The sequence below is a fragment of the Halomonas sp. SSL-5 genome, from assembly GCF_030708455.1.
GTDB lineage: Bacteria > Pseudomonadota > Gammaproteobacteria > Pseudomonadales > Halomonadaceae > Halomonas.
In genome coordinates this window covers 1-22,991 of record NZ_JAUYWF010000009.1, presented here as the reverse complement: position 1 = coordinate 22,991, position 22,991 = coordinate 1, and the positions used below count along the sequence as shown (strand labels likewise).

Annotated in this window: 14 protein-coding genes and 3 tRNA genes; 15 read left to right on the top strand and 2 right to left on the bottom strand. The window is 67.6% G+C overall.

Annotation, left to right across the window (positions count from 1 at the left end):
• The first annotated feature begins 3 nt into the window (after positions 1-3).
• The 6 genes from aroB to eno all read left to right on the top strand — a co-directional run bounded on the left by aroB (position 4) and on the right by eno (position 11,893).
• A complete protein-coding gene (gene aroB / locus RAN53_RS11600; protein ID WP_305796974.1) occupies positions 4-1,110 on the top strand; it encodes a 3-dehydroquinate synthase in 1,107 nt (368 codons plus the stop codon).
• A gap of 516 nt (positions 1,111-1,626) precedes the next feature.
• Entirely contained in the window at positions 1,627-6,078 is a 4,452-nt protein-coding gene (gene gltB, locus RAN53_RS11595) for a glutamate synthase large subunit (RefSeq protein ID WP_305796973.1), read from the top strand.
• Positions 6,079-6,237: 159 nt separating this feature from the next.
• Complete coding sequence (locus tag RAN53_RS11590; RefSeq protein ID WP_305796972.1) at positions 6,238-7,656, top strand: FAD-dependent oxidoreductase; 1,419 nt, start codon at positions 6,238-6,240, stop codon at positions 7,654-7,656.
• 397 nt (positions 7,657-8,053) lie between these two features.
• Complete coding sequence (locus tag RAN53_RS11585) at positions 8,054-9,709, top strand: CTP synthase (RefSeq protein WP_305796971.1); 1,656 nt, start codon at positions 8,054-8,056, stop codon at positions 9,707-9,709.
• A gap of 5 nt (positions 9,710-9,714) precedes the next feature.
• Entirely contained in the window at positions 9,715-10,566 is an 852-nt protein-coding gene (gene kdsA / locus RAN53_RS11580) for a 3-deoxy-8-phosphooctulonate synthase (protein WP_305796970.1), read from the top strand.
• Between the two features lie 34 nt (positions 10,567-10,600).
• Positions 10,601-11,893: a phosphopyruvate hydratase gene (eno, locus tag RAN53_RS11575; protein WP_305796969.1), complete on the top strand. Its 1,293-nt coding sequence runs from the start codon at positions 10,601-10,603 to the stop codon at positions 11,891-11,893.
• A gap of 494 nt (positions 11,894-12,387) precedes the next feature.
• Here eno and fdxA read toward each other — a convergent pair whose 3' ends face one another.
• Together fdxA and mutS are read right to left on the bottom strand one after the other, a co-directional pair.
• Positions 12,388-12,711 (bottom strand): ferredoxin FdxA, encoded by a 324-nt coding sequence (gene fdxA, locus RAN53_RS11570; protein WP_023007499.1) that lies wholly within the window; start codon positions 12,709-12,711, stop codon positions 12,388-12,390.
• Between the two features lie 350 nt (positions 12,712-13,061).
• Positions 13,062-15,641 carry a DNA mismatch repair protein MutS gene (gene mutS / locus RAN53_RS11565; protein ID WP_305796968.1) on the bottom strand — a complete coding sequence of 860 codons (2,580 nt, stop codon included), beginning with the start codon at positions 15,639-15,641 and terminating at the stop codon, positions 13,062-13,064.
• Positions 15,642-15,792: 151 nt separating this feature from the next.
• On the opposite strand from mutS, the gene RAN53_RS11560 reads away from it, so the two are divergent.
• The 9 genes from RAN53_RS11560 (at position 15,793) to RAN53_RS11520 (ending at position 22,991) form a co-directional block, all read left to right on the top strand.
• Positions 15,793-16,305, top strand: a complete 513-nt coding sequence (locus RAN53_RS11560) for a CinA family protein (protein ID WP_305796967.1) — start codon at positions 15,793-15,795, stop codon at positions 16,303-16,305.
• A 106-nt stretch (positions 16,306-16,411) separates the two neighbouring features.
• On the top strand, positions 16,412-17,479 hold the full coding sequence (gene recA, locus RAN53_RS11555; protein WP_305796966.1) for a recombinase RecA: 1,068 nt from the start codon (positions 16,412-16,414) through the stop codon (positions 17,477-17,479).
• A 3-nt stretch (positions 17,480-17,482) separates the two neighbouring features.
• Complete coding sequence (locus RAN53_RS11550) at positions 17,483-17,971, top strand: regulatory protein RecX (RefSeq protein WP_305796965.1); 489 nt, start codon at positions 17,483-17,485, stop codon at positions 17,969-17,971.
• Between the two features lie 227 nt (positions 17,972-18,198).
• Positions 18,199-20,811, top strand: coding sequence for an alanine--tRNA ligase (gene alaS, locus RAN53_RS11545; RefSeq protein ID WP_305796964.1), 2,613 nt, complete (start codon positions 18,199-18,201; stop codon positions 20,809-20,811).
• Between the two features lie 104 nt (positions 20,812-20,915).
• Complete coding sequence (locus RAN53_RS11540; protein ID WP_305796963.1) at positions 20,916-22,169, top strand: aspartate kinase; 1,254 nt, start codon at positions 20,916-20,918, stop codon at positions 22,167-22,169.
• 206 nt (positions 22,170-22,375) lie between these two features.
• Positions 22,376-22,573: a carbon storage regulator CsrA gene (gene csrA / locus RAN53_RS11535; protein WP_305796962.1), complete on the top strand. Its 198-nt coding sequence runs from the start codon at positions 22,376-22,378 to the stop codon at positions 22,571-22,573.
• 82 nt (positions 22,574-22,655) lie between these two features.
• Positions 22,656-22,748, top strand: a tRNA-Ser gene (locus RAN53_RS11530).
• A 21-nt stretch (positions 22,749-22,769) separates the two neighbouring features.
• Positions 22,770-22,846, top strand: a tRNA-Arg gene (locus RAN53_RS11525).
• Positions 22,847-22,914: 68 nt separating this feature from the next.
• A tRNA-Arg gene (locus RAN53_RS11520) sits at positions 22,915-22,991 on the top strand.

Genomic DNA, 22,991 nt, shown 5'->3' with positions numbered 1-22,991 from the left:
ACCATGACCCAGACCCTCTCCGGCCCGCACACCCTCGAGGTGGCGCTGGGCGATCGCAGCTATCCCATCCACATCGGCCCCGGCCTGCTCCGTGAGCCCGGGGCCCTGGCGCCCTGGCTGGCCGGTCGCCAGGTGATGATCGTCACCAACGAGACGGTGGCGCCGCTCTACCTTGCCCAATGCCGCAGCGCCCTGCCGGCCGACGCCGAAGTGCGCGAGCTGGTGCTGCCCGACGGCGAGGCCACCAAGAATCTCGCGCATGTCTCGCGCATCTGGGATGCCCTGCTCGAGGCGGGCTTCAATCGCCGCTGCACCCTGGTGGCCCTGGGCGGCGGGGTGATCGGTGACATGGTGGGCTTCGCCGCGGCCTGCTACCAGCGCGGCGTGGCCTTTATCCAGGTGCCCACCACCCTGCTGGCCCAGGTGGACTCCTCGGTGGGCGGCAAGACCGGGGTCAACCATCCGCTGGGCAAGAACATGATCGGTGCCTTCTGGCAGCCCCGGGCGGTGCTGATCGACACCGACACCCTCGACACGCTGCCGCCCCGCGAGCTCTCCGCCGGCCTGGCCGAGGTGATCAAGTACGGCCTGATCCGCGACGCCGACTTCCTCGCCTGGCTGGAGCGGTCGCTGCCCGCGCTGCGCGACCTGGAGCCGGCCGCCCTGGCCCGCGCCATCCAGCGCAGCTGTGCGCTCAAGGCCGAGATCGTCGCCGAGGACGAGACCGAGCAGGGCGTGCGCGCGCTACTCAACCTGGGGCACACCTTCGGGCACGCCATCGAGGCCCATCAGGGGTACGGCAACTGGCTGCACGGCGAGGCCGTGGGCACCGGCATGCTGATGGCCGCCGAGCTGTCGGCGCGGCTCGGCTGGCTCGGCGAGGGCGATGTGCTGCGGGTCCGCACCATCCTGCGGGTGGCGGGCCTGCCGCTGGAGGCCCCGGCCGCCATGTCGCCAGAGGACTTCCTGGCGCGCATGCGACTCGACAAGAAGAATGTCGACAGCCGTCTGCGCCTGGTGTTGCTGCGCGCCCTGGGCGACGCCTGCGTGGATGACGCCACGCCCCTGGAGACCCTCCAGGCCCTGCTCGAGCAGTTCCCCCGCGGCTGAGTCCAGGGCCTCGCTTTCCATTGGCTGTCGCCCGAAAAGCCTCGAGCGGTGCGGCGACCCGTGTGGCTCCACTCTCTCCAATGCTTCATTCGATTGTCACGCCCGCGCCATCTCGGTGCGGGCGTTCGTCGTCTATGCTCCTGATAACGGCACCGGCAGCGACCATGAATCGCTCGATTGGCATGCCTTATGCGCTATCGGCATGGCCTCTTTGGCAAAAATGCGACTAAAGTCTAGTGCTTTTCCCTAATCGTTGGCTGCGCGTTTATGCGTACTGCAAGTCATTGAGCGGCGGGGTTTTTTGTTTGGCGGAGCGTTGGCAACTATCGGATTTGTCGATGGTTTCCGAGTGGTGGAGGGGGGCGTCCCATTGCGCTGCAGCGCAGGCGCTGGCTATGCTGGGCGGCCTTTTGCCAAGCAGGTGGGCGCGGGATTCGCGCCGTCTCCGTGAAATAAAAAACCGATAAAAATATCACGAGATTCCTGTCAAGAAAACCACTTTTCCGAGGCGCGCCAATGAACAGAGGTCTACACCAGCCCGGCGAATTCCGCGACAACTGCGGGTTCGGCCTGATCGCCCACATGGAGGGTCGCCCCAGCCATGAGCTGCTGCGCACCGCCATCGAATCCCTGACCTGCATGACCCACCGTGGTGGCATCGCCGCCGACGGCAAGACCGGCGACGGCTGCGGCCTGCTGCTGCAGCTGCCCGACGCGTTCATGCGCGACATGGCCGAGGAGGCGCTGGCGGTCACCCTGGGCGATCGATATGCGGTGGGGGCGGTGTTCCTGCCCGACGACGACGCTCGAGCCGCCCATGCCGCGGAGGTGCTCGAGGGGGAGCTGCGCGCCCGGGGCCTGGTGATCCGCGGCTGGCGCGATGTGCCGGTGGATTCGAGTGTCTGTGGTCCCATGGCGCTCGAGTGCCTGCCGCGCATCCGTCATCTGTTCGTGGAGCCGGGCAAGAACACCAGCCCCGAGCACTTCGAGGTCGACCTGTTCATGGCCCGCCGCCTCGCCGAGCAGGCGCTGAGCAGCGAGTCCGAGTTCTACGTCTGCTCGCTCTCCGAGCAGGTGATCTCCTACAAGGGGCTGGTGATGCCGGTGGACCTGCCGGCCTTCTACCACGACCTCGGCGACGAGCGCCTGGAGACGGCGATCTGCGTCTTCCACCAGCGCTTCTCCACCAACACCGCGCCGCGCTGGCCGCTGGCCCAGCCGTTCCGGCTGCTGGCCCACAACGGCGAGATCAACACCATCGAGGCCAACCGCGGCTGGGCCAACTCGCGCAAGGAGAACTTCACCTGCGAGCGACTGCCCGACATCGCCGAGCTCGACGAGATCGTCAACACCGTGGGCTCCGACTCCTCGAGCATGGACAACATGCTCGAGGTGCTGCTGATGGGCGGCATGGAGCTGCATCGCGCGGTGCGCATGATGGTGCCGCCGGCCTGGCAGAACGTCGAGCTGATGGATGCCGAGCTGCGCGCCTTCTACGAGTACAACTCCATGCACGTGGAGCCCTGGGATGGCCCCGCCGGGGTGGTCATGACCGATGGCCGCCAGGCGCTGTGCATGCTCGACCGCAACGGCCTGCGCCCGGCACGCTGGGTGATCACCAAGAACGGCTTCATCACCCTGGCCTCGGAGATCGGTACCTACGCCTACCAGCCCGAGGACGTGGTGGCCAAGGGCCGCGTGGGGCCGGGCCAGGTGCTCGCCGTGGACACCGAGACCGGCGAGGTGCTGCACACCGACGACATCGATGAGCGCCTCAAGTCGGCCTACCCCTACAAGCGCTGGCTCAAGCAGGAGGCGCAGTATCTGGAGTCGGCGCTCACCGAGCTTGCCAGCTTCCACACCATGGACGCCGACGCCCTGGCGGTGGCCCAGAAGATGTTCCAGGTCAGCTTCGAGGAGCGCGACCTGCTGCTGCGCCCGCTGGGCGAGAGTGGTCAGGAGGCGGTGGGCTCCATGGGCGACGACACCCCCATGGCGGTGCTCTCCGCCAAGCCGCGGGTGCTCAGCGACTACTTCCGGCAGAAGTTCGCCCAGGTCACCAATCCGGCCATCGACCCGCTGCGCGAGGCGATCGTGATGTCGCTGGAGACCTGCATCGGCGCCGAGCGCAACGTCTTCAAGGCGACCCCGGAGCACGCCCACCGCATCATCCTGACCACGCCGGTCCTCTCGCCGCGCAAGTTCACCGCCTTGGTGGAGCAGGAGGACCCGGCCTACGCCAGCCACCGCCTGCGCATGGCCTACGACCCCGAGCGGCATGGCCTGCAGGCGGCGCTGCGCGAGCTCTGCCGCGGGGCCGAGGAGGCGGTGCAGGCGGGCAAGGTGATCCTGGTGCTCTCCGATGCCGACCTCGAGAAGGGCGAGCTGCCGATCCACGCCGCCCTGGCGGTGGGCGCCGTGCACCACCACCTGGGTCGGCTGGCCCTGCGTCCGCGCTGCAACATCGTGGTGGAGAGCGGCTACGCCCGTGACGCCCACCAGATGGCGGTGCTGTTCGGCGTCGGCGCCACCGCGGTCTTCCCGTGGCTCGCCTACCAGGTGATGGCGGACATGCACCGCACCGGCGAGCTGGTGGGCAACCCTGCCGATGCCCGCGAGAACTACCGCAAGGGGCTGCAGAAGGGGCTGTTCAAGATCCTCTCCAAGATGGGCATCTCGACGCTCGCCTCCTACCGCGGCTCCATGCTGTTCGAGGCGGTGGGCCTCGACGACGAGGTGATGGCGCTGTGCTTCCCGGGCATGGCCTCGCGCATCCAGGGCACCGGCTTCACCGAGCTGCAGTTGCAGCAGGAGCTGCTCGCCCGCGACGCCTGGATCCCGCGCAAGGGCATCAGCCAGGGTGGCCTGTTCAGGTACGTGCACGGCCACGAGTACCACGCCTTCAACCCCGACGTGGTCAAGTCGCTGCAGGAGGCGGTGCAGGAGGGCAGCTACGCCAAGTGGAAGAAGTTCGCGGCGCTGGTCAACGAGCGCGCCCCCGCCACCCTGCGCGACCTGCTCAGGCTCAAGCCGGCCGCCGAGCCGCTGTCCCTCGAGGAGGTGGAGCCGGTCGAGGAGCTGCTACCGCGCTTCGACAGCGCCGGCATGTCGCTGGGCGCGCTGTCGCCTGAGGCCCATGAGGCGCTGGCCCAGGCCATGAACGAGTCCGGCGGGCGCTCCAACTCCGGCGAGGGCGGCGAGGACCCGGCCCGCTACGGCACCATCCGCTCCTCCAAGATCAAGCAGATCGCCTCGGGCCGCTTCGGCGTGACGCCGGCCTACCTGGTCAATGCCGAGGTGCTGCAGATCAAGGTGGCCCAGGGCGCCAAGCCCGGCGAGGGGGGCCAGCTGCCCGGCGGCAAGGTCAACGAGCTGATCGCCCGGCTGCGCTACGCGGTGCCCGGCGTGACCCTGATCTCGCCGCCGCCGCACCACGACATCTACTCCATCGAGGACCTGGCGCAGCTGATCTTCGACCTCAAGCAGGTCAACCCCGACGCCCAGGTGTCGGTGAAGCTGGTCTCCGAGCCCGGTATCGGCACCATCGCCACCGGCGTGGCCAAGGCTTATGCCGATCTGATCACCGTCTCCGGCTACGACGGCGGCACCGCGGCGAGCCCCATCACCTCCATCAAGCACGCCGGCTCTCCCTGGGAGCTGGGCCTGCCCGAGGTGCACCAGGCGCTTCGCATCAATGGCCTGCGCGACAAGATCCGCCTGCAGACCGACGGCGGCCTGAAGACCGGCCTCGACGTGGTCAAGGCGGCGATCCTCGGCGCCGAGAGCTTCGGCTTCGGCACCGCGCCGATGGTGGCGCTGGGCTGCAAGTACCTGCGTATCTGCCACCTCAACAACTGCGCCACCGGCGTGGCCACCCAGGATGATTACCTGCGTGGCGAGCACTTCCGCGGCACCGTGGACATGGTCAAGTACTACTTCCGCTTCATCGCCGAGGAGGTGCGCGAGCTGATGGCGATGCTCGGCGTGCGTCAGCTGACCGACCTGATCGGCCGCACCGACCTGCTCGAGGCGATCGAGGGCGTGACCGCCTCCCAGCGCAAGCTGGACCTGTCCCCGCTGCTCGGCAACGACCACGTGCCCGAGGACGCACCGCAGTTCTGCCAGGTGAGCCGCAACGTGCCCCACGACCCGGGTGCCAAGAACCAGGAAGTGCTGGCGGCGCTGGCCGATGCCATCGAGCAGAAGAGCGGCGGCGAGTTCGCCTTCACCATCACCAACTGTGATCGCAGCGTGGGCGCGCTCACCTCCGGCGCCATCGCCAAGCGCTACGGCGAGGCGGGACTCGAGGACGCCCCGGTCACCGCACGCTTCACCGGCGTGGCCGGCCAGAGCTTCGGCGTCTGGAATGCCCGCGGCCTGCAGCTCTACCTGGAGGGCGACGCCAACGACTACGTCGGCAAGGGCATGAACGGCGGCAAGGTGGTGATCACGCCGCCCAGGGGTAGCCGCTTCGAGAGCCACAAGACGGCGATCGTCGGCAACACCTGCCTGTATGGCGCCACCGGCGGCAAGCTGTTCGCCGCGGGCACCGCCGGCGAGCGCTTCGGGGTGCGCAACTCCGGCGCCCACGCGGTGATCGAGGGCGCCGGCGACCACTGCTGCGAGTACATGACCGGCGGCCTGGTGGCCGTGCTCGGCGAGACCGGGGTCAACTTCGGCGCGGGCATGACCGGCGGTTTCGCCTATGTGCTCGACGAGGATCGCTCCTTCGTCGACAAGTACAACCACGAGCTGGTGGAGATCCACCGCGTCAACACCGAGGCCATGGAAGCCCACCGTCGCCACCTGCGCGAGGTCATCGAGGAGTTCGTCGCCGAGACCGACTCGGCGCGCGGTCGCGCGATCCTCGACGACTTCGGCGACTTCACCCGCCACTTCTGGCTGGTGAAGCCCAAGGCGGCGAGCCTGAACAGCCTGTTGGCCCAGTCCCGGCGTCAGCCGGAATAAGAGTCGGCGTCAGCCGGAATAAGAGGCGGCGTCAGCCGGTAAGAGGCGGCGTCAGCCGGAGTAGAGGGCGACGTCAGCCGGCGCAAGCGAGCCCGGCAACAGGTGAAGCGCCCCGGCAGTGCCGGGGCCCAGGCCAACAGGACTTCCAGGAGAGAGAACATGGCTAACCGTCTGAGCAACGACTTCCAGTTTATCGACGTGGGTCGCCAGGACCCCGACAAGAGGGACGCCCGCATCCGCTCGCGGGAGTTCGCCGAGATCTACGAGCCCTTCAAGCCCCAGGAGGCGGCCAGCCAGTCGCATCGCTGCCTGCACTGCGGCAACCCCTACTGCGAGTGGAAGTGCCCGGTGCACAACTACATCCCCAACTGGCTGCAGCTGGTCAGCGAGGGCAATATCCTCGAGGCGGTGGAGCTGTGCCACAAGACCAACTCGCTGCCCGAGGTGTGCGGACGGGTCTGCCCCCAGGACCGCCTCTGCGAGGGGGCCTGCACCCTCAACGACGGCTTCGGTGCCGTCACCATCGGCTCGGTGGAGAAGTACATCACCGACACCGCCTTCGCCATGGGCTGGCGCCCGGACCTGTCCCAGGTGAGCTTGACCGACAAGCGGGTGGCGGTGATCGGCGCTGGCCCGGCGGGCCTTGGCTGTGCCGACATCCTGGTGCGCAACGGCGTCAAACCGGTGGTGTTCGACCGCAACCCGGAGATCGGCGGCCTGCTGACCTTCGGCATCCCCGAGTTCAAGCTCGAGAAGAACGTCATGGAGCGCCGCCGCGCGGTGTTCGAGGAGATGGGGGTGGAGTTCCGCCTGGGCGTGGAGATCGGCCGCGACATCGCCTTCGACACCCTGCTCGAGGAGTACGACGCGGTGTTCCTGGGCATGGGCACCTACAAGTACATGGAGGGGGGCTTCCCCGGCGAGAACCTGCCCGGGGTCTACAAGGCCCTCGACTTCCTGATCGCCAACGTCAACCACTGCCTGGGCTTCGAGAAGGACCCCGCCGAGTACATCTCCTTCAAGGGCCAGCGGGTGGTGGTGCTGGGTGGCGGCGATACCGCCATGGACTGCAACCGCACCTCGGTCCGCCAGGGTGCCACCAGCGTCACCTGCGCCTATCGCCGCGACGAGGAGAACATGCCCGGCTCGCGCAAGGAGGTCGCCAACGCCCGCGAGGAGGGCGTCGAGTTCCTGTTCAATCGCCAGCCGGTGGCGGTTGTCGGTGAGGGCAAGGTCGAGGGCGTGAAGGTGGTGCGCACCCGCATGGGCGAGCCCGACGAGAACGGTCGCCGCCGCCCCGAGGTGGTGCCGGGCTCCGAGGAGGTGATTCCCGCCGATGCCGTGGTCGTCGCTTTCGGCTTCCAGCCGGACCCGCCCGAGTGGTTCTCGACGGCGGGGGTCGAGGTCGACGAGCGCGACCGGGTCAAGGCCGTGGAACAGAGCGAGTTCGCCTTCCAGACCAGTCACGAGAAGATCTTCGCCGGAGGCGACATGGTGCGCGGCTCCGACCTGGTGGTCACCGCCATCTACGAGGGCCGCCAGGCCGCCGAGGGCATCCTGGACTACCTGGGGGTGTAAGGCCTCGACGGTCCGAAGCCGCCGGTTTCGGCGGCTTTGGCCCCGCGGCTTTCCCGGGGGCAGGTCTACGAGGGGGCGCTGTGAACCCCTCCCTGGGCGCTACCGACGCCCTGCTTCGCTCTCGCGTCCCGCTACGCTTGCAGGTCCGGTGCTGGCCATCCATGGCCAGCCCGTTCGAAGCAGTGCTTCTCACCCCTGGCGTAGGACCCCCTCTACGACCTGCCCCCGGCGCCGCTAGTCTCGTCAGCACCGCTTGCCGGGTGCATGCAGCGTAGTCTCCATACTGCTTGGCCGCTTGGCGCTGAAATTGAGACAAAGGTCGCCCTCTGCTATTCTGTCGTCCCATCCGGGCGCGGCTTCCTGCCGGGCCTACCGATCACGCTTCGACAGGTTCCTCATGACACGATATATCTTCGTGACCGGCGGCGTTGTGTCCTCTCTCGGCAAGGGCATCGCGTCGGCCTCGCTGGCGGCGATTCTCGAGGCGCGTGGCCTCAAGGTCACCATGCTCAAGCTCGACCCGTACATCAACGTGGATCCGGGCACCATGAGCCCCTTCCAGCATGGCGAGGTATTCGTCACCGAGGATGGCGCCGAGACCGACCTCGACCTGGGCCACTACGAGCGCTTCATTCGCACCAAGATGACCCAGGGCAACAACTTCACCACCGGCCGGGTCTACGAGCACGTGCTGCGCAAGGAGCGCCGCGGCGACTACCTGGGCGGCACCGTGCAGGTGATTCCGCATATCACCGACGAGATCAAGCGTCGCGTCTACGAGGGCGGCGAAGGCTTCGACGTGGCGCTGGTGGAGATCGGCGGCACCGTGGGCGATATCGAGTCGCTGCCCTTCCTGGAGTCGATCCGCCAGATCAGGAGCGAGCTGGGCGCCAGCCGAGCGATCTTCATGCACCTGACCCTGGTGCCCTACATCAAGACCGCCGGCGAGACCAAGACCAAGCCGACCCAGCACAGCGTCAAGGAGCTGCGCTCCATCGGCATCCAGCCGGATATCCTGATCTGCCGCAGCGAGGTGGAGCTGGAGGAGAGCGAGCGGCGCAAGATCGCCCTGTTCACCAACGTCGAGGAGCGCGCGGTCATCCCGCTGCAGGATGCCGATACCATCTATCGTATCCCGCTGATGCTTCACGAGCAGGGCCTGGACGAGATCGTCTGCGACAAGCTGCGCCTGACGGCCGACGAGGCCGACCTCGGCGAGTGGGTGCACGTCCTGGATGCCAAGCTCAACCCGCTCAAGTCGATCAATATCGCCATGGTCGGCAAGTACATGGAGCTGCTCGACGCCTACAAGTCGCTCAACGAGGCGCTGATCCACGCCGGCATCCAGACCCGGGTGAAGGTCAACGTCGACTACATCGACTCCGAGGACATCGAGCGCCACGGTACCGAGCGCCTGGCCGGCAAGGACGCCATCCTGGTGCCCGGCGGCTTCGGCGAGCGTGGCGTGGAGGGCAAGATCGCCACCGCACGCTTCGCCCGCGAGAGCGGTATTCCATACCTCGGCATCTGTCTCGGCATGCAGGTGGCGGTGATCGAGTTCGCCCGCAATGTGGCCGGCTGGGCGGATGCCGACTCCACCGAGTTCACCCACGATACCCAGCACCCGGTAGTCGGCCTGATCACCGAGTGGTTGAGCCCCGAGGGCAAGATCGAGCTGCGCGATGCGGCCTCGGATCTCGGCGGCACCATGCGCCTGGGCGGCCAGGTGTGCCAGCTCAAGGCCGGCAGCAAGGCCCGCGAGGCCTACGGGGCCGACGAGATCGTCGAGCGCCACCGCCACCGCTTCGAGGTCAACGAGCAGTTCGTCGGCGAGCTCGAGCAGGCCGGCCTGGTGGTCTCCGGCAAGAGCGTCGACAACTCCCTGGTGGAGGTGGTCGAGCTGCCCGACCATCCCTGGTACGTGGCCTGCCAGTTCCACCCGGAGTTCACCTCCACGCCCCGCGATGGCCATCCGCTGTTCACCGGCTTCGTCAACGCGGCGCTGGAGCACAAGGCGGCGCGCACTCGCGCCCAGTCCACTCACCAGGAGTGAAGCGGATGAGCGCACCCGAGAGAACCCTCGAGATTGCCGGCCTGAAGGCCGGCAATTCGTTGCCGCTGATGCTGTTCGGCGGCATGAACGTGCTGGAGTCCCGCGAGCTGGCCCTGGAGGTCGCCGAGGCCTACGTCGAGGTCACCGGCAGGCTCGGCATGCCCTATGTGTTCAAGGCCAGCTTCGACAAGGCCAACCGCAGCTCCATCCACTCCTTCCGCGGCCCGGGCCTGGAGAAGGGGCTCGAGATCCTGGCCGAGGTGAAGGCGCGCTTCGGCGTGCCGATCATCACCGATGTCCACGAGCCCTGGCAGGCCGAGCCGGTGGCCGAGGTGGCCGACGTCATCCAGCTGCCGGCCTTCCTGGCCCGCCAGACCGACCTCGTGGTCGCCATGGCCAGGACCGGCGCGGTGATCAACATCAAGAAGCCGCAGTTCCTGGCGCCCCACGAGATGCGCCATATCGTGCGCAAGTGCGAGGAGGCCGGCAACGACCGGGTGATCCTCTGCGAGCGGGGCTCAAGCTTCGGCTACAACAACCTGGTGGTCGACATGCTCGGCTTCGGCGAGATGAAGCAGGGCGGCCTGCCGGTGTTCTTCGACGTGACCCACTCGCTGCAGCGCCCCGGGGGGCGCGCCGACAGCGCCGACGGCCGCCGCGCCCAGGTGGCGGAGCTGGCCCGGGCCGGTGTTGCCGTGGGGCTGGCGGGGCTCTTCCTGGAGGCCCATCCCGACCCCGACAACGCCAAGTGCGATGGGCCCTGCGCCCTGCCGCTGGATCGCCTCGAGCCCTTCCTGGCCCAGCTCAAAGCCCTCGATGACCTGGTCAAGGGCTTCGCACCGCTCGAGATTCAATGACACTGCAACGCTGACACGACTGAGGATGACCCGCATGACCAAGATCGTCGAACTCCGTGCCCTCGAGGTACTCGATTCCCGCGGCAACCCCACCGTCCAGGCCGAAGTGCGCCTGGAGAGCGGTGCCGTGGGCGTGGCCTGTGCCCCCAGCGGTGCCTCTACCGGCTCCCGCGAGGCGCTCGAGCTGCGCGACGGTGACAAGGCGCGCTACCTGGGCAAGGGCGTGCTGAAGGCGGTGGCGGCCGTCAATGGCGCCATCCGCGACACCCTCGTCGGCATGGATGCCCGCGACCAGCGCGGTCTCGACGATGCCATGCTGGCCCTCGATGGCACCGACAACAAGGCCAAGCTTGGCGCCAACGCCATCCTGGCGGTGTCGCTGGCCGCCGCCAAGGCCGCGGCCAACGCCAAGGGCGTGCCGCTCTACGCGCATGTCGCCGAGCTCTATGGCCAGCCGGGCCGGTACAGCATGCCGGTGCCGATGATGAACATCCTCAACGGCGGCGAGCATGCCGACAACAACGTCGACATCCAGGAGTTCATGGTCCAGCCGGTGGGCGCGCCCAACTTCCGCGAAGGCCTGCGCATGGGTGCCGAGATCTTCCACGCCCTGAAGAAGGTGCTCTCCGCGAAGGGGCTCTCCACCTCGGTGGGCGACGAGGGCGGCTTCGCTCCCAACCTGGCCTCCAACGCCGAGGCGCTGGCGGTGATCAAGCAGGCGGTGGAAGACGCCGGTTACGCGCTCGGCCGCGACGTGACCCTGGCGCTGGACTGCGCCTCCTCCGAGTTCTTCAAGGATGGCCAGTACGATCTCGCCGGCGAGGGCAAGCAGTATGACGCCGCGGGCTTCGCCGACTACCTGGCCGGCCTGTGCGATGACTACCCCATCGTCTCCATCGAGGATGGCATGGACGAGTCCGACTGGGACGGCTGGAAGGCGCTGACCGACAAGCTGGGCGACCGCGTGCAGCTGGTGGGCGATGACCTCTTCGTCACCAATACGAAGATCCTCAAGCGCGGCATCGACGAGCAGATCGGCAACTCCATCCTGATCAAGTTCAATCAGATCGGCTCGCTCTCCGAGACCCTGGACGCCATCCGCATGGCCCAGGATGCCGGCTTCACCGCGGTGATCTCCCACCGTTCCGGCGAGACCGAGGACACCACCATCGCCGACCTGGCCGTGGGCACCTGTGCGGGGCAGATCAAGACCGGCTCGCTGTGTCGCTCCGATCGCGTGGCCAAGTACAACCGCCTGCTGGTGATCGAGGATGAGCTGGGTGGCGACGTGGCCTACCCCGGCCTTGCTGCCATCAAGGGGCAGTAACCTCGTGTAGGAGATCGCCGACAAAAGGGCGGAGATATTGTCGTCATCTCGGCGCAAAGGCCGGCACCATATGGTGCCGGCCTTATTTTTATCTGTTTGAAATAGAAGCATTATTCCTGAAAGGGCGGCGCCCGGAAGGAGAGCCTGTCGACGCTGACGGCGGCGCACAGGGTGCTTGTGCCTACGCCAGGCTCTGCCAGAATGCGAAGCGGGACGAGGGGGCATGGAGCAGTGCCTCCGGCAGGATGCAACGGGATGCAGTGATGCGCCAGGTGCGGCAGGAGGCCGCTTCCGGGCAGGGAGGTCATCACGGGAGTCCGGGTGGAAGGAGCCGCCCATGGAATCGCTTGGAGCTGGCGGCCCCTGGGCCGCCTTTTTTCGCTGTAGGGTGTTCTCCTTTCTTCTGCCCGGTGGTAGGGCAGAAGCGACAGCGCCGACCGTCGTGAGACGGTCGGCGCTGTCGTTGGTGGGCCCGTGGCAGCGGTGAAGCGGGCTCAGCGCTCCAGCTGCTCGAGTTTGCCCGGCTTGCCGTCCCACTCCTCGGCGTCGGGCAGCGGGTCCTTCTTCTCGCTGATATTGGGCCACACCTCGGCCAACTCGGCGTTGATCTCGATGAACGGCTCCTGGCCATCGGGTAGCTCATCCTCCGAGAAGATCGCCTCGGCGGGGCACTCCGGCTCGCACAGGGCACAGTCGATGCACTCGTCGGGATGGATCACCAGGAAGTTGGGCCCCTCGTAGAAGCAGTCCACCGGACACACCTCGACACAGTCGGTGTACTTGCACTTGATGCAGTTCTCGGTGACGACGAATGTCATACCGCTCTTCCCTCCCTCGTGGCCGGGCGCGCCTGGGGCCGCGGCCGCTGTGAATAGTAAAAGGTAATAAAAACCAGGTCTCTTATTCTAAGAAGTCCGGATATTCGTCCATTCTAGTCGCCGCCGCCAGGCCGCCGCAAGCGAGGGGCCGGCTATTGCATATGGATGTACCGCTCAAGGCTTTCCCGGCGACAGGCCCCGGGGCGCCGGACCGTCGATGGGGCGCTGTGAACCCCTCCTTGGGCGCTACCGATGCCATCCCTGGCATAGGCATAGGACCTCCTCTTCGACCTGTCCCCGGCGCCTTTCGCTAGCGCAGCATGGCTAAATGCGTTAGCCCTGCTTGCCTCTTACAGAGTTTCCCGCCAACGATAGAGCAGCTCCAGCGCCTGGCGCGGGGTCAGCTCGTCCAGGGCGAGGCCGCCGAGCTCTTCCACCAGAGGGTGAGGCGCGCTGGCGAAGAGGTCGTTCTGCAGCGGTGCCGCCGCGGCGCCGCCATCGGCGCTCGCCGGGCGGCTGCCCTGGTCGACCTCCTGCTGCTCCAACTGGGCGAGCTTCTCCCGGGCCCGGGCGATCACTCCCTGGGGCACGCCGGCGAGCTGGGCCACCTGCAGGCCATAGCTCTGGCTGGCCGGGCCTTCTTCCACCCGGTGCATGAAGACGATGCCATCCCTGTGCTCCGCCGCGGTGAGGTGAACGTTGGCCACCCCCTCGGCCTGCTCGGGCAGGGCCGTCATCTCGAAGTAGTGGGTGGCGAACAGCGTGAAGGCGCGGGTGCGGGTCAGGTGCTCGGCGCTGGCCCAGGCCAGCGACAGGCCATCGAAGGTGCTGGTGCCGCGGCCGATCTCGTCCATCAGCACCAGGCTTTCGTCGCTGGCGTTGTGCAGGATGCTGGCGGTCTCGGTCATCTCCACCATGAAGGTGGAACGCCCGCCGGCGAGGTCGTCCGAGGAGCCGATGCGGGTGAAGATGCGGTCCACCGGGCCGATCTCCGCCGTATCCGCGGGCACGAAGCTGCCGGTGTGGGCGAGCAGCACGATCAGCGCGGCCTGGCGCATGTAAGTGGACTTGCCGCCCATGTTGGGGCCGGTGATCACCAGCATGCGGCGGTCATCGCCCATCATCAGGTCGTTGGGCACGAAGGGGGTGTCGGAGACCCGCTCCACCACCGGGTGGCGGCCGCCCTGGATGGCGATGCCCGGGGCCTCGGCCAGCCGCGGACGCACGAACTCCAGCGCCCGGGCGCGCTCGGCGAAGGCGCACAGCACGTCCAGAGCGGAAAGCGCCCGGGCGCTATCCTGGAGGGCGTCGAGCTCGGTGTTCAGGGTGTCGAGCAGGCCCTCGTAGAGCAGCTTCTCCCGGGCCAGGGCGCGGGACTTCGCCGACAGCGCCTTGTCCTCGAACTCCTTGAGCTCGGGGATGATGAAGCGCTCGGCGTTCTTCAGGGTCTGGCGGCGCACGTAGTCGGCCGGGGCGTCCCTGGCTTGGGCGCGGGGGATCTCGATGTAGTAGCCGTGGACACGGTTGTAGCCCACCTTGAGGCCGGGCAGGCCGGTGCGCTCGCGCTCCCGGGTCTCCAGCCTGACCAGGTAGTCGCCGGCGTGCTCGGCCAGGCCGCGGTGCTCGTCGAGTTCGGCATCGAAGCCCTCGGCGAGTACCCCGCCGTCGCGGATCACCACCGGTGGATTCTCCACCAGGGCGCGGTTGAGGGTGTCGGCGAGTTCGGGGTAGGGGCGGATATGGCGCCTGAGCTCGTCCAGGGCGGAGCCCTCGGGATAGTCGGCGAGCCGGGCCTCGAGATCGGGCAGGGCGTTGAAGGCGTCGCGCAGCCGGGCCAGGTCCCGGGGCCGGGCGCTGTAGAGGGCGACGCGGGCCAGGATGCGCTCCACGTCGCCGATCGCCTTGAGCGAGTCGCGCAACGCCTCGAAGCCGTCCGCCTCCAGCAGCAGTGTCACGGCGGCCTGGCGCGCCTGGACGCGCTCGCGGTCGCGCAGCGGGCGGTTGAGCCAGCGCTTGAGCAGCCGTGAGCCCATGGCGGTGGCGGTGGTGTCGAGCACGCTGGCCAGGGTGTTGTCGCCGCTGCCGCCCAGGTTGGTGTCGATCTCCAGGTTGCGACGGCTGGCGGCGTCGATGACCACGGCGTCGTCGCGGCTCTCAACGCCGATGGCGGTGACGTGGGGCAGGCGCGAGCGCTGGGTGTCCCGGGCGTACTCCACCAGCACCCCGGCGGCGGTGATGGCGGCCTCGAGGTGGGCGCAGCCGAAACCGCGCAGGTCGGCGACGCCGAACTGGTCGCACAGCAGACGGGTGGCGCTTTCCGGGTCGAACAGCCAGTCGCCCTGGCGGCGCAGTCCGCGGCGTCCCTCCAGTGTCGGCGGCAGGGCGAGGCTCTCGGCCACCAGCAGTTCGGCCGGGTCGAGTCGCTGGAGCTCGGCGAGCATCTCGCCTTCGCCCTCCACCTCCAGCACGCTGAAACGCCCGCTGGAGAGTTCCAGCCAGGCCAGGCCGATGCGCTCACCGGCGGCATGCACGGCCACCAGCAGGTTGTCGCGGCGGGCGTCGAGCAGTGCCTCGTCGTAGAGGGTGCCGGGTGTGACGATGCGCACCACGCGTCGCTCGACCGGGCCCTTGCTGGCGGCGGGGTCACCGATCTGTTCGCAGATCGCCACCGATTCGCCGGCGGCCACCAGGCGGGCGAGATACCCTTCCGCGCTGTGGTAGGGCACGCCGGCCATGGGGATCGGCTTGCCGGCGGACTGACCGCGCTGGGTCAGGGTGATGTCGAGCAGCGCCGCGGCACGCCTGGCGTCGTCGAAGAAGAGTTCGTAGAAGTCGCCCATGCGATAGAAGAGCAGCACCTCCGGGTGCTCGCGCTTGATCTTCAGGTACTGGGCCATCATCGGCGTATGCTGGGCGCTGGCCTGGGACATGGCGATCTCTGGGCTCCTGGTCTCGTTGAGCGGTCGTCAGAGGCGCACGCGAAGCAGCTGCGCCTGCATCCCCTCGGCAAAGGCAGTATTCTACGCAGATGGCCTTGTCTCGTCAGGCATGCCTTCGATCCACCGTGCAGGAGTCTTCACCATGTCCCACTCTGCCACGAGCCTCGCCAACCTCGACCTGGCCACCCTGGCCGAGCGCCTGGGTCGCCTGTGTCGAGAAAAGGGGGTGACCATCACCTGCGCCGAGTCCTGCACCGGTGGCGGGGTGGCCAGCGCCATCACCTCGGTGGCCGGCAGCTCCGACTACTTCGAGACCGGCTACATCACCTACTCCAACGCCGCCAAGACGCGCCTGCTGGGCGTCGACAATGCGTTGCTCGACGCGCATGGCGCGGTAAGCCGCGAGGCGGTGGAGGCGATGGTGACCGGCGCTTGCCGCGACAGCGGGGCCGACCTCGGCGTGGCGATCAGCGGCGTGGCTGGCCCCGGCGGTGGCAGCGCCGACAAGCCGGTGGGTACCGTGTGGCTGGCCTGGGGTGACGCCGACCACGCCGAGGCTGGGTGTCATCACTATCCCGGCGATCGCCGTGCGGTGCGCGAGCAGGCGGTGCGCGAGGCGCTGGTAGGGCTGGTGCGGCGCCTGGAGCGGGGGTGACGCCGGAGCAGCCGCGAGCGAATCAGTACTGGCCGAGTGCGCCATTTTTCTCCATACTACTGTTCAGTCATACAGTACCCAGAGACCCAGATTGAGGAGGCCCGTGATGGCTCAGGAAGACAACCGTTCCAAGGCGCTGGAAGCCGCCCTTTCCCAGATCGACCGCCAGTTCGGCAAGGGCACCGTGATGCGCCTGGGTGACGCCCCGCGGGTGGTGATGCCCTCGGTCTCCACCGGCTCGCTGGGCCTGGATATCGCGCTGGGCATCGGTGGCCTGCCGCTGGGCCGGGTGGTCGAGATCTTTGGCCCGGAGTCGTCGGGCAAGACCACCCTGACCCTGTCGGTGATCGCCCAGGCCCAGAAGCAGGGCAAGACCTGTGCCTTCATCGACGCCGAGCATGCCCTGGACCCGAGCTATGCCGAGAAGCTGGGCGTCAACCTGGACGACTTGCTGGTCTCCCAGCCCGACACCGGCGAGCAGGCCCTGGAGATCTGCGACATGCTGGTGCGCTCCGGCGGCGTCGACGTGATCATCATCGACTCGGTGGCGGCGCTGACCCCGCGGGCCGAGATCGAGGGCGAGATGGGCGACTCCCACGTCGGCCTGCAGGCGCGCCTGATGTCCCAGGCCCTGCGCAAGATCACCGGCAACATCAAGAACGCCAACTGCATGGTGGTCTTCATCAACCAGATCCGCATGAAGATCGGCGTGATGTTCGGCAGCCCCGAGACCACCACCGGCGGCAATGCGCTCAAGTTCTACTCCAGCGTGCGCCTCGACATCCGCCGCACCGGTTCGGTCAAGCAGGGTGACGAGGTGACCGGCAACGAGACCCGCGTCAAGGTGGTCAAGAACAAGGTCGCGCCGCCGTTCCGCCAGGCCGAGTTCCAGATCCTCTACGGCAAGGGGATCTACCACGCCGGCGAGGTGGTCGACCTGGGCGTGCAGTGCAAGCTGGTCGACAAGGCGGGCGCCTGGTACAGCTATCAGGGCAACAAGATCGGCCAGGGCAAGGCCAACGCCGCCCAGTTCCTCGAGGACAACCCGGCGGTGATGGAGGAGATTGAGAGCCAGATTCGCGCCCAGCTGCTCGCCGCGGTGGAGCCGAAGAAGGAGGCGGCCGAGGAGGCCGCCCTGCCGGCCGGCGGCGAGCAGGACGACGACCTGCTGTAAGCCATGCGCGAGCGGACCCCGAGTGAGGCCACGCCCCGTGATGATGCCATCCGCCTGCTGGCCCGGCGCGAGTACTCTCGCGCCGAGCTGGCCGAGCGCCTGGCGGCGAAGGGGCATGCGGCCGACAGCGTCGCCGAGTGTCTCGACGGCCTCGCCGAGCGGGGTCTGCAGTCCGACGCCCGCTTCGCCGAGGGCTTCCTGCGCTCGCGGATCTTCCGCGGCCAGGGGCCGGTGAAGATCCGCCTGGAGATGGAGCGGCGCGGCCTCGGCCGTGATGAGGTCCATGATGCCTTCATCGCGAGCGAGCAGGCCGGCGAGGCCGACTGGTTCGCCCTGGCCTGCGCGGCGCTCGCGCGGCGCTTCACGGGGCCCGGCGACACCCCCCGCGAACGCGCCCGTCGTGAACGCTTCCTGGCAAGCCGAGGCTTCGATTTCGACCAGGTGCGCCATGCCCTGGCCCACGCCTGGGATGATCTCTCCGACGAGCCGTAGTTCGGTTTCGTCCCCAAGGCTAGCGTAGTTCCCGAAACCAAGGGGCGCTGGGGGGCAAGCCCCCCCCCTCTTCAGTCCCTTGACAACTGCGCTATAATGTCTCCCTTTGCGAACGCCCCGGGTGGCACCCCGCGGCGCCGTGATGCGCCTGGAGAACGCGCGTCGTGGTGCCCGCCTCGCGCCAGCGTCGCCCGCCGGGTCACCCCGTTCATCGCCACGGATACCCCATGAAAAGCGCAGACATCAGACAGGCCTTTCTGAGTTACTTCGAGGCGCACGGCCATACCGTCGTGCCCTCCAGTTCCCTGGTTCCCGGCAACGACCCGACCCTGCTGTTCACCAACGCGGGCATGGTGCCCTTCAAGGACGTCTTCCTGGGCCGCGACCCGCGCCCCTATGTGCGTGCCACTTCCTCCCAGCGTTGCGTGCGCGCCGGTGGCAAGCACAATGACCTCGACAATGTCGGCTATACCGCGCGACACCACACCTTCTTCGAGATGCTGGGCAACTTCAGCTTCGGCGACTATTTCAAGGGTGATGCCATCCGCTTCGCCTGGCGCTTCCTGACCGAGACCCTGGGGCTGCCGAAGGAGAAGTTGTGGGTCACGGTCCACGTCAGCGATGACGAGGCCGAGCGCATCTGGAAGGAGGAGATCGGCGTCGACCCCGAGCGCTTCTCGAAGCTCGACGAGGACAACTTCTGGCAGATGGGCGATACCGGCCCCTGCGGGCCGAGCTCCGAGATCTTCTTCGACCATGGCCCGGAGGTGTGGGGCGGCCCCCCCGGCAGCCCCGAGGAGGACGGCGACCGCTACATCGAGATCTGGAACCTGGTGTTCATGCAGTTCGACCGTGACGCCGAGGGCACCATGCATCCGCTTCCCAAGCCCTCCATCGATACCGGCATGGGGCTGGAGCGCATCGCCGCGGTGATGCAGGGCGTGCACTCCAACTACGAGATCGACCTCTTCCAGAACCTGCTCGAGGCCGCGGCGCGCCATACCGGCCATGCCGATACCCGCGCGCCCTCGCTGCGGGTGATCGCCGACCATATCCGCTCCTGCGCCTTCCTGGTCGCCGACGGCGTGCTGCCCTCCAACGAGGGGCGCGGCTATGTGCTGCGCCGGATCATCCGTCGCGCCATCCGCCACGGCCACAAGCTGGGCGCCCAGGGCAACTTCTTCCACAAGCTGGTGGGGGCGCTGGACGCCGAGATGGGCGACGCCTATCCCGAGCTGCGTGAGGCGCGCCACCAGATCGAGCGCGTGCTGCTCAAGGAGGAGGAGCAGTTCGCCCGCACCCTGGAGCACGGCATGGGCCTGCTCGAGGAGGCCCTGGCCGGCCTCGACGGCGAGGTGTTGCCCGGCGAGACGGTCTTCAAGCTCTACGACACCTATGGCTTCCCCTTCGACCTGACCGCCGACGTCTGCCGCGAGCGCGGCGTCACCCTGGACGAGGTCGGCTTCGAGCGCGCGCTCGAGGCCCAGCGCGAGCGCGCCCGCGCCGCCAGCCAGTTCGGCGCCGACTACGGCGCCGCACTGGAGCTGGAAGGAGAGACCACCTTCACCGGCTACGAGCGCCTCGCGGATCGCGCCAGCGTCACCGCCCTGGCCGACCGCGAGGGCAAGCCCCTGGCGCGGCTGGCTCCGGAGCATAAGGCGGTGGTGGTGCTGGATCGCACCCCCTTCTACGGCGAGTCCGGCGGCCAGGTGGGCGATACCGGCTACCTGCATCTCGACGGCGGTGGCCGCTTCCTGGTCGAGGACACCCAGAAGCAGGGTGGCCACCATCTGCACCACGGCGTGCTGCTCGAGGGCGAGCTGGCTGCGGGCGACACGGTGCGCCCCGAGGTGGACGCCGGCCTGCGTGCCGCCACGGTGCGCAACCACTCCGCCACCCACCTGATGCACAAGGCGCTGCGTCTGGTGCTGGGCGACCACGTGGCCCAGAAGGGTTCGCTGGTGACCCCGGAGCGCCTGCGTTTCGACTTCAGCCATTTCGAGCCGATGAGCGCCGACCAACTCGCCGAGGTGGAGCGCCTGGTCAATGAGCAGATACTGGCCAACGCGCCGACCCGCATCGAGCAGATGTCCCTCGATCAGGCCAAGGCCAAGGGAGCGGCCGCGCTGTTCGAGGCCAAGTACGCCGACAGCGTGCGGGTGCTGACCATCGGCGCCGAGGACTTCTCCATCGAACTGTGTGGCGGCACCCACGTGGCGCGCAGCGGCGATATCGGTTGCTTTCATATCGTCAGCGAGCAGGGCATCGCCTCCGGCGTGCGCCGCATCGAGGCGATCACCGGCGAGGGGGCGCTGGCCTGGTTTCATGAGCAGGAGGCCCGCCTCAATCGCATCGGCGAACGCCTCAAGGCCAAGCCCGAGCAGGTCGAGGAGCGCGTGGAGTCGCTGGTGGAGCGCAACCGCGGCCTGGAGAAGGAGCTCGAGCGCCTCAAGGCCAAGCTGGCCAGCGCCGCCGGCAGCGACCTGGTCGCCGAGGCCCGCGAGATCCAGGGGATCAAGGTGCTGGCCAGGTCTCTCGAGGGGGTCTCCGGCAAGGAGCTGCGCGGCATGCTCGACCAGCTCAAGAACAAGCTCGGCTCCGGCATCATCGTGCTGGGCGTGGGCGATGAGGCCGCCGGCAAGGTGAGCCTGATCGCCGGTGTCACCGACGATCTCACGGCGCGCGTCAAGGCCGGCGAGCTGGTCAATCACGTGGCCGGCCGGGTCGGCGGCAAGGGTGGCGGCCGGGCCGATATGGCCCAGGCCGGTGGCAGCGACGTGGCGGCCCTGCCGGCCGCCCTGGAGGGCGTTGCCGCCTGGGTCGAGGAGCGCCTGAAGTAGGTTTCGACAGGGCCGGTAGCCGCGAGGCGCCGGCCCTGCTTGTAGAGAGTCACCTTTCACTCATCCGGGCATGGCTGCCCGACATACGAGGGGAAACATCACCGATGGCACTATACGTACAGAAATTCGGCGGCACCTCGGTGGGCTCCGTGGAGCGCATCAAGGCCGTGGCCGAGAAGGTCAAAGGCTTCCGCGACGACGGCCACCAGGTCGTCGTCGTGGTCTCCGCCATGAGCGGCGAGACCAATCGACTGATCGGCATGGCCAACGAGATCAACGATGAGCCGACGCCGCGCGAGATGGACATGCTGGTCTCCACCGGTGAGCAGGTGACCATCTCGCTGCTGGCCATGGCGCTGCAGAAGATCGGCGTTCCGGCGACCTCCTATACCGGCTCCCAGGTGGGCATTCATACCGACAGCGCCCACACCAAGGCACGTATCCAGCGCATCGAGACAGATGAGCTGCAGTCCGACCTGGACGATGGCCAGGTGGTGGTGGTCGCGGGCTTCCAGGGCGTGGACGAGGAGGGCAACATCACCACCCTGGGCCGCGGCGGCTCCGACACCACCGGCGTGGCACTGGCCGCGGCACTCAAGGCCGACGAGTGCCAGATCTACACCGACGTCGATGGCGTCTACACCACCGATCCGCGAGTCGTCTCAAGGGCCCGGCGCCTCGAGAGCATCACCGTCGAGGAGATGCTGGAGCTGGCCAGCCTGGGCTCCAAGGTGCTGCAGATTCGCGCCGTCGAATTCGCCGGCAAGTACAATGTTCCGCTGCGCGTGCTGTCCAGCTTCGAGGACGGCCCCGGCACCCTGATCGTTGCAGACTCCGACCAAGACGAGGACTCCATGGAAGAACCGCTGATCTCCGGTATCGCCTTCACCGCCAACGAGGCCAAGCTGACCCTGCTCAATACCCCCGACGTGCCGGGCGTGGCATCGCGCATCCTCGGGCCCATCGCCGACGCCAACATCGAAGTCGACATGATCGTGCAGAACGTGGCGCCGGCCGGCGACTACACCGACTTCACCTTCACCGTGGCCAAGGGCGACTACAAGCAGACCCTCAAGATCCTCAACGAGCAGGTGTTGCCCGACCTGGGCGAGGGCGAGGTCAAGGGCGACGACAACATCGCCAAGGTCTCGCTGGTGGGTGTGGGCATGCGCTCCCACGCCGGCGTGGCCTCCAAGATGTTCCGCGTTCTCTCCGAAGAGAACATCAACATCCGCATGGTCTCCACTTCCGAGATCAAGATCTCGGTGGTGATCGACGAGAAGCAGATGGAACTGGCCGTGCGCGCCCTGCACAAGGCCTTCGGCCTCGACAAGGCCGATATCGAGAGCGAAGAATAAGCCGACCCGTGGCGGCAGATTACCTTCTACGCTGGTAGGGAAGCCCGTCGCGTCCCGCGGCGGTGTTTCCCTTCAACGGGCGGCCCGTGTTTCATGGGCCGCCGTGTTGGTCACGGAGGACGTTCTGCCACATACTGGGGCGGCGTGGTACCGCAGGCCAACATCCCGTTGCCCGCCAGAGAACAAGTCTGAGAAGGAGATCAGCCATGCTCATCCTGACCCGCCGTGTCGGCGAGACCCTGATGATAGGTGACGACATCACCGTGACGGTGCTGGGCGTGAAAGGCAACCAGGTCCGCATCGGCGTGAACGCACCGAAGGATGTGGCAGTCCATCGCGAGGAGATCTACCAGCGCATCCAACGCGAGAAGAGCGATGAGGAAGGCACTGGTCACGAGGAGTAACGGCCAGGGGCGTGAACAAAAAAGCCGCGGGGGTGCTGGACAAACTCCTTCGGAAACGGTAAGATATGCGCCGTGTCGTTAGGGAGAGGTGGCCGAGTGGCTGAAGGCGCTCCCCTGCTAAGGGAGTAAGGGGTTTATAGCCTCTTCGAGGGTTCGAATCCCTCCCTCTCCGCCACAGCGATACCGTGAAGCATCAGCGCCCGTAGCTCAGCTGGATAGAGTACCTGACTACGAATCAGGGGGTCGGAGGTTCGAATCCTCCCGGGCGCGCCAGCTTCAATTGCGCGGCAAGTGATCAAGCGCAGCAGGTGATGGCGGTCACCGTGACAACACCGCACATTGCGCCCGTAGCTCAGCTGGATAGAGTACCTGACTACGAATCAGGGGGTCGGAGGTTCGAATCCTCCCGGGCGCGCCA